The following is a 7,944-nucleotide window of genomic DNA, read 5'->3' as shown; positions in this document are numbered from 1 at the left end:
GAGTCTTCATCCTTGAACTTCTTGTGGAAGCGCGGGAACTGGGAGCGTCCCTCAAAGAAGTTGACCATTGCCGTCATGAGGTCCTTCATGCCCTGCTGAAGTACCTGACTGTGACACTCGCCGAGCCAGGGGAACTTCTCCTTCCATTCCGGCAGAAGGGCGCAGAGCTTTGGGTAATTCACCCGGAAAGTCTGATCCTTTTCACGTTGCTCCTTGTTCCAGTCGAGCCCCTTGTTGTAGACGAAACGCACGCAGCCGCAGGCTTTGGCAAGACTGCGGCGAGTCGCCCCATCGGGCTTGAGCTTGAAAACGAAGGATTTATGTCGGATCATGTGCTTTATTTTACTTTGGTCTGCATCATGACACCGGATCTGCGACGTGGTAGACACTGTTTTTTCGCACTCAATGTTCATTTAGTCTTTGTGACGAAATACCTCCGCTCCATCTTCACGGATGAGCACCTGATGACCATAAGAGCGTCCGCCGAGAAGGTGTGCGGCGATTTCGGGGCCTGTCGCGGGAATTCAACGGAGAGCGCAATCATGTTCACCTCTTGGTGAGCTACCCGCCGAAGGTGTCCATATCCTCCCTCGTCAACAGCCTTAAGGGCGTGACGAGCCGGATATTAAGGAACAGGTTCCCCGAACTTGAAACTTCCTGCTGCAAGGGGAAGCTGTGGTCGCCGTCCTACTTCGCGGCGAGCTGCGGTGGAGCCCCGCTCGAAAAGCTCAAGGCCTATATCGAAAGCCAGAATCGGCCTGATTGAGTCCGTTTGCACTTGCGCGCGTCGCCTTATATCCCCGTCATGAATGACGGGGCTTTACGGCTCGTTTTGGTAACCGCTCTGACTAATATCAAAATAGAGTGATCACGCATAGGCACTTGATATATACGAAATATCAGAAGTTTACAATATCGGTAATCGTTAACATGGTTATTGGCGATCTATAACGCATGGGCAGGCAGTATTGGTAATCAGTCCCTCAGTGCATAGTTTCTTGCATATAACTCACCAAAGAGCTCAGCGGATGAATACCTCTTTCGCTGTGCCAGAAGGGTTTATCCGAAGAACAATGCTGCATCGAACGGAAAAAACACTTCACGGAAACTTAACAAGACTCAGCTTCAGACAAGCAGTAACTGCCTATCTACTGCCTACTTACTGCGTATTTTACTGCTAAGTAGGCAGTTAACTGCCTACTTAGCAAGTGTACTGAGTCACTTCATTTCCGCGATGTCCGCTCAGAACCACTGTCCGAAGCGACGAATGTAAAAGCGCTTCATGCCTTGTGCCAGCAGACAGTAACTGAAGAGAATTGCGGCGAGCCACGGGAAATATGTCCAGGGCAGCGGCTGCAGGCCAACCATGGCACCGAGCGGCGAAAACGGAATGCCGATGCCGACAGCCACAATCACAACCGTCATCAGCAGAACCGGCAGCGCGGCGCAGCTTTGGAAGAACGGAATTTTTTCGGTTCTCAGCATGTGTACCACCAAGGTTTGCGAAAGCAGTCCCTCAATGAACCAGCCGGATTGGAAAAGTGACTGACTGGCCGCGGAATTGGCGCCGAAGACAAACCACATCACGGCGTAAGTTGCAATGTCAAAGACCGAAGACGTCGGACCGATCCAGAGCATGAAGCGGCCGATATTCTGCGCATCCCACTTGCGCGGCTTCTTCAGAAACTCCGGATCCATCTTGTCCCAGGGGAGAGCAAGCTGAGAGAGGTCATAGAGCAAATTCTGGATGAGGAGATGAATCGCCAGCATCGGCAGGAACGGCAGAAAGGCGCTCGCAACGAGCACGGAGAAAACGTTGCCGAAGTTTGAGCTCGCCGTCATGTTGATGTACTTGATAATGTTGCCGAAGGTTTCGCGTCCTTTGAGAACGCCTTCTTCGAGCACCATCAAGTCCTTTTCCAACAAGATGATGTCGCTCGCCTCCTTGGCGATATCGGCCGCGCTGTCGACGGAAATGCCGACATCAGCGTCTTTCAAAGCCGGGGCATCATTGATGCCGTCTCCTAAAAAGCCGACCGTGCGGCCGTTTTTCTGCAGCACACGCAGAATGCGGGCCTTCTGCTGCGGCGTGAGTTTGGCAAATATGCTGCCCGTCTGTGCCGCTTGAGCGAGCTCAGCGTCCGAAAGGGCCTCGACTTCCGATCCGACCAGAACCTGATCGGCGTCAATGCCGACTTCAGCGCAAATGCTGGCAGTCACGACCGGATTGTCGCCCGTAAGCACCTTGACCGCTACGCCGTGTTCGCGCAGCGCCAGTATGGCTTTGCGTGCGCTCTCTTTGGGCGGATCGAGGAAAGTGAGAATGCCTTCGACCGTGAGACCGCACTCATCGTCGTTGACGAGCGACGCCTTCCCATGGTCGGACAAGCGTTTTCTCGCAACGATCAGCACACGGAACCCCTGCTTATTGAAGGCTTGCGTTTGTTCGAGAAGCCCTTGGGCGCGCTCTGGCGTGAGGGGCACCAAAGAGGCGCCCTCCTGCAGGTGCGTGCAGATGCTGAGCATTTCTTCCACCGCGCCTTTGCAGATCAAGCAGCGCTCTTTGGAAGCGGTATCTTCAACGAGCACCGATACACGGCGGCGGACAAAGTCAAAAGGCAGCTCGTCTAGCTTCATAAAGCGTTCGCGCACGGTTCGATCCAAATGAGACTCGCCGCAGCGAAGAACAGCCTGATCGATCAGATTTTTGGCGCCGCTCTGGCTGCTGCTGTTAAGCCAGGCATAGGTGAGCACGGTCGAACTTTCTTTGCCCTGCGCATCCAGATAATGCTCCAGAATGATCTTGTCCTGAGTGAGTGTTCCGGTTTTATCCGTACAGAGCACGTCCATTGCGCCAAAGTTCTGAATGGCGTTGAGGCGCTTGACGATCACTTTGCGCCGGCTCATGGCAACAGCCCCCTTGGCCAAATTGGAGCTCACGATCATGGGCAGCATTTCCGGCGTCAGCCCGACCGCAACAGCCAGTGCGAAGAGTGAGGCCTCAAGCCAGTCGCCTTTGGTAAATCCGTTGATGAAGAGCACAACGGGAGCCATGACCAGCATGAAGCGGATCAGCACCCAGCTCACGCTGTTGACGCCTCGATCAAAAGCGGTCATGGCGCGGGTGCCGATGATCGACTTGGCAAGCGAACCAAACCAAGTGCTGTTTCCGGTTGCTACGACCACGGCTGATGCATGGCCGCTCACGACATTGGTTCCCATGAGACAGATGTTTTTCAGGTCAAGCAGGTCCGCTTTGGCATCAGCATTCGGCAGCGCCTTGCGGGTCGTCAGCAGGTCCGCATCGGGTGCTGCATCCCCTTTTTCGACCGGCAGCGCTTCGCCGCTCAGGATGGACTGACTGACGAACAAGTCGCGCGACTCCAGAAGGCGCACATCGGCCGGCACAAGATCACCGGCGGCGAGATAGACCACATCGCCCGGAACCAATTCACTGATGTCGACTTCTGCGCGGGACAGCGCCGAAGAGCCGTTCCCCGGACGCCGAACCGTTGCCGTCGTCTTTACCATTGACTTCAGCGCCTGAGCGGCCTTATTCGTGCGGAATTCCTGCCAAAAGCGAAGCAGACCGCTCAAGATAATCATCGTTGACATGATGACGATGCCGGCCGGTTCCGCTTCTTCGCCCTGCGCGATCGGGAGCCAAACATCCGTGAAGCAGCTGATGGCAACGAGCACGAGCAGCACGTAAATGAAGGGGCTGTTGTAGGCGCCTAAAAGCTGGCGGTAAACCGGCGGCGCCTTTTCCTGAGCGACCTCATTGCGGCCGTAAATGTCAAGACGCTTTTTGGCTTCTTCAGCGCTCAGCCCGGCAGGCGTCGCGCTCAGCCAGGCAAGCACCACATCGAGTGTTTGATGGGCTGCCCGTTCAACCGCGAAAATTCTGGTTTTGCGCTGCTTTCCGTTTTCCGCAGCATTCCGGCCGAGGAGCCGGTTCTTTTTGGTCATGTCGGTCATGACACACCTCTTGGATTTGGGTTGACCTCTGCGCTGCTTGTCGCTTAAAGCGCTCCCGACGCAGGCAGAGACCAGGGTTTCACTGCCGCGCTTGAGGCGCAGCTCCGTCAGACGGCCGATGGTTCTCCAGCCCATCGCCATATGTCTTCATTTCATTTGTGACTGCCGTTCACCCTTCTTTAGCGGTGAAGACGTCTTCCTCAGTCAATGAGAAACCGTAATGTTTGGGACCCCAAAAAGTACCGTACCAACCATTAAAAATGATCAGAACGCATCATTTTTGGACACAAAAATCACCCTGCATTTAAAGAAATGCATTCAAAGTTTTTCTTTGAGAGGAATTGCGGCGGCTCTCGATATTCGCCGGACGAACGAAAGGCACCGAACTGAATCGGCTCGACAAGACCCAAAACACCGCAGTCAGAGGTTCACGCCAGCGAACCCTGCCGAACGAGGTCTCCCCGTACAGCATGCGGTGAGCGCATCTATTTCGAAATTTCCGGGCAAAATCAGCCCTGCCTTCCTGCTCTGGTCAAAAAGACGCAGCGCAGCAAAGGGAAGCCGCCTCGCGCAGATCAGATCCGCGAAGGGGGAAAAAGCTGTTGGATATAGGTGAACATGACGATCTGCTCCAACTTTGAATTGATTTTGGGTAGCAATCGTCAAATTGAAGATCACTGCCCGCCGTATTGATCGTTGATAGTGTCGGCAGGCAGCGCAGAGAAAGTGTTTCTCTGTAGCGGCCTGACTAAATAATCAACAAAGGACTCGGGTGTTCGTCCACCGCTCGTCTCCTATAAAAATGATGCTGAAAGTTTAATCCTGACTATTGAAAAGTCAAGCTTTGCATCACTCATCATGAATAAAAAAATCGATTTAACAAACCAATATGAATAAGAATTTATTGTCTACTGCAGAATTTCTAGGCAACTCAAATTTGTGAAAATTCGTTTCAGCCTTTGGGACAAACCCCAATTATCTATTCAAAGGCCTCTCTTGCTTCAGGCACCAGCGCGAGCTTGGCCTTGAGCTCAGCGGCGGAGTGGCAGCCGAGTTTGCGCATCGAACCGGCCCGATGAAATTCAACGGTACGCACAGCGATTTCAAGGCGTTCAGCAATTTGCCGGTTGGTGAGTCCCGAGACGGCAAGAAGCGCCGTCTGGCGCTTTCGGTCTGAGAGTGAGAGAAAGGCCGTGCGGGCCGCTTCAGTGAGCGCCGCCTGTCGAGCGGCTTCATCGGTGAGCGCGGCTTCGCGCGCCGGCGTGCCGCCAGGCGTCTGCTCGGTCTCCCCTGAAGCCAGAGACTGAGCAATCGTCAGGGCCCGCTCAATCGCGGCGAGCAGTTTTTCCGTCCGCACGGGCTTAGAGAGAAAAGTGACGGCGCCCGCTTCAATGGCATCCACCGCCATGTCGACGTCGCCATGCGCTGAAAGAAAAATGCAGGGCAGCTTTGAACCGCGCTTTTTCATCCGGTCATGCAAAACAATGCCGGACATTTCCCCCATGCGAACGTCGAGAATCGCGCAGCCGGGATCTTCCGGACGATCGTTGATGAGAAAGGACTCTGCACTCTCATAGTGGCGCACGATAAAGCCTTCGTTTTCAAGGACGTAGGCTAAGGCATCGTGAATATTGGGATCGTCGTCGACAATGCGGATAATAGGAGCGGCAGTCATTTGCTGGGGTCCTTTAGAGCGGCCGTTGAAAGAGGCTCAGCCGACTCTGCGGCCGGCCCGTGAGGCACAGTTGCGGAATCATCCGTTTCGGCTCTGACGGATTGCGATGTGCTGACAAGGGGCAGCGCCACGCGCACAGCGAGCCCGGTCAGGCGCGGATTGAGATCGGTTCGCCCAAAAGTGATGGCGCCGAAGCAGGCCTCAACGATCGACCGGACGATGGCAAGGCCGAGCCCCAGACCGTTAGATTTTTGACTTGATCCGGCCTGCGGCTGGCTGGAACCGGCCTCAATGCGCAGCAGCGCTTCGTCGGAAAGGGGTTTGCCGCTGTCGGCCACCATGAATACCACGCTGCTGCCGATGACTTCAGCGGTAAAGGCGACCATGGTCCGAACCTCCGGGGCCTTCGTGAGATTAACTGGTTTGGGCTTGCCGCTGGACTCGTCGGCGGCCCAGGCAGCCTGAGCGGCCTCGGCAGCATTCTTCAGTAAATTGACGAAGACCAGCTCGAGCTCGAAGGCGTTGGCAGAAATATGGGCAGCACTTTTAGGCACCAGCACCCAGAGCGGAAAGTCCCGCATGGATTGTCCGCGCCAGAGGCGCACGGCGCTCTGCATCACATCGGCCGCTGACAGAACGGATCGCTCCAGTCTGCGGCCTTTGGCATAGGCGCGCACACACTCGACAATCTCACTCGCCCGCTGTGTTTCGTCGGCAATCCGGTCAGCAATTTTGGCCATGCGGTCCGGATCGGCCGAACCACGGCGAATTTGGCGAGCGAGCCCCTCCGCGTAAAGCGATGCCGATGTGAGGGGCTGGCGCAGTTCGTGAGCAAAAATGCTTGAGATCTGCGTGAGCGATGCAGTGCGCTGCATGGATGCCAGGCGCGAAGCCTGCGCCATCTTCTGCTCCATCAATTCGCGAACGCGCTCACCCTGGCGGCGCGCAAGCACTTCTGCTCGCCAGCCATGGAAGAGCAGCCCGAGAATCAGGAGCGCAATGACAAGCATCCAGGTGAGATAGTCGTCAATCAGTTCATTGAGCATCGTCGCCCTGAGTTTCTCGGACGGTCCCACACGAATCGATTCAAGCAGCGCGTCCACGGACTTGTAGTTCGTCGGAATCGTCCAGCGGGCACCGCGCTCGGTGGGCGGCATCGACAGGAGCGCAAGCGTCGCGCGCCGCGCGGCCTCGGGCGAAATCAGCTCCGTTGAGGCCATGGTGAAGCCGGGATAAAGGTCCGTGGAGTGCACGCAGGCCACGTCCATATTGTCTCGTCGATCCAGAACGCGAAGCTCGCCGACGGCTTCGGGGTGGCGCTCAATAAACTGCTCGTACGCACAGAGCCGCAGGACGCCCGCATCCGCTTTGTCATCCAATACGAGCTTCACAATATCCGATATCGACCGAGCATCGCCCGTGAAAATCGTTTTCCCGAAAAACGCGTTGGGATTGATGCCGAACTTTGCGACTTCACCGAGCACAATTTGCCAGCCCGGGAAGGAAAGCGCGTTGCTCGCCGCAATCGTGCGCCCTTTCAAGTCGCCTAAGGTTTGAAATTCCCGGTGATCCTCACGAACAATCACCGCAGACCCTTCATTGCGGTTGGGGTCCGGGCCGCCCTTGGAAACCAGCGTGGCGAGCGGACGAAGGCCAAACGTTGAAAGCCGTGTGACCGCGCCGGAAGTGCCGAGAATAAACTCGGCTCCGCGGCTCAAAACAATACGGTCGAACTCTTCGAACGTACAAAAAATCAGTTTGATGCCGCGATTGGGAAAGAGCGGCGCCAGCGCAAGCTTCGTCGCTTCGGCAATAAGCAGATTGTCGCGCGGGAGCGCAAAGGTAATGACCGCAATGCGTATCGGATCTGTCCCCGGCACAGGAATAACCCCGGCATCAGGCGGCACCTTCAGGTCGGCCGCAGAATGGTCCAGCGAAACGACGGCCCCGGTTCCGCGCTCTTCTGCCGGGATTTCGGCCGACACCGCAGCCGCGAGAACAGAGCAGGCAAAGCGCAGCGCCCAACGGCACCAAGCAGTGCTTTTTCGTTTTGCAAACCGAAAGCTGAGGCGGGTCATGTCGTTCTGAGCCAGCCGGTTCTATCGGCTTGAGAGCGTTTGTGGATACTTTTTTCGCATACGCGGGTTTACCCGCCTTTCTAGGAAGTTTATCCAACCTTTTCTGCCTTCCAATGGGCTTTCGGTCCTCTGGGGCATTTGAATTCATCCGTTGTGACCAGAATCAGTCTTCTAAGGGTTGACCCTTAGCAATCTTTGGATACGTTTTGAGTT

4 protein-coding genes and 1 pseudogene are annotated in these 7,944 nt (G+C 55.7%); 1 reads left to right on the top strand and 4 read right to left on the bottom strand.

Going from position 1 to position 7,944, the window contains the following annotated elements:
• Positions 1-332 (bottom strand): helix-turn-helix domain-containing protein (locus DES29_RS10460; RefSeq protein WP_147145904.1); only part of this gene is annotated, 332 nt, incomplete at its 3' end.
• 27 nt (positions 333-359) lie between these two features.
• On the opposite strand from DES29_RS10460, the pseudogene tnpA reads away from it, so the two are divergent.
• Positions 360-766, top strand: a pseudogene (gene tnpA / locus DES29_RS10455) (IS200/IS605 family transposase).
• A 476-nt stretch (positions 767-1,242) separates the two neighbouring features.
• Here tnpA and mgtA read toward each other — a convergent pair.
• The 3 genes from mgtA to DES29_RS10435 all read right to left on the bottom strand — a co-directional run bounded on the left by mgtA (position 1,243) and on the right by DES29_RS10435 (position 7,731).
• Positions 1,243-3,978 carry a magnesium-translocating P-type ATPase gene (mgtA, locus tag DES29_RS10450; protein WP_113854863.1) on the bottom strand — a complete coding sequence of 912 codons (2,736 nt, stop codon included), beginning with the start codon at positions 3,976-3,978 and terminating at the stop codon, positions 1,243-1,245.
• Between the two features lie 979 nt (positions 3,979-4,957).
• Positions 4,958-5,653, bottom strand: a complete 696-nt coding sequence (locus tag DES29_RS10440) for a response regulator transcription factor (protein ID WP_113854861.1) — start codon at positions 5,651-5,653, stop codon at positions 4,958-4,960.
• Complete coding sequence (locus tag DES29_RS10435) at positions 5,650-7,731, bottom strand: sensor histidine kinase (protein WP_113854860.1); 2,082 nt, start codon at positions 7,729-7,731, stop codon at positions 5,650-5,652. The genes DES29_RS10440 and DES29_RS10435 overlap by 4 nt, the downstream gene beginning before the upstream one ends.
• Between the last annotated feature and the right edge of the window lie 213 nt (positions 7,732-7,944).

It is taken from the genome of Sutterella wadsworthensis (assembly GCF_003315195.1).
GTDB lineage: Bacteria > Pseudomonadota > Gammaproteobacteria > Burkholderiales > Burkholderiaceae_F > Sutterella > Sutterella wadsworthensis.
This window is presented reverse-complemented; position numbering and strand designations above follow the sequence as displayed.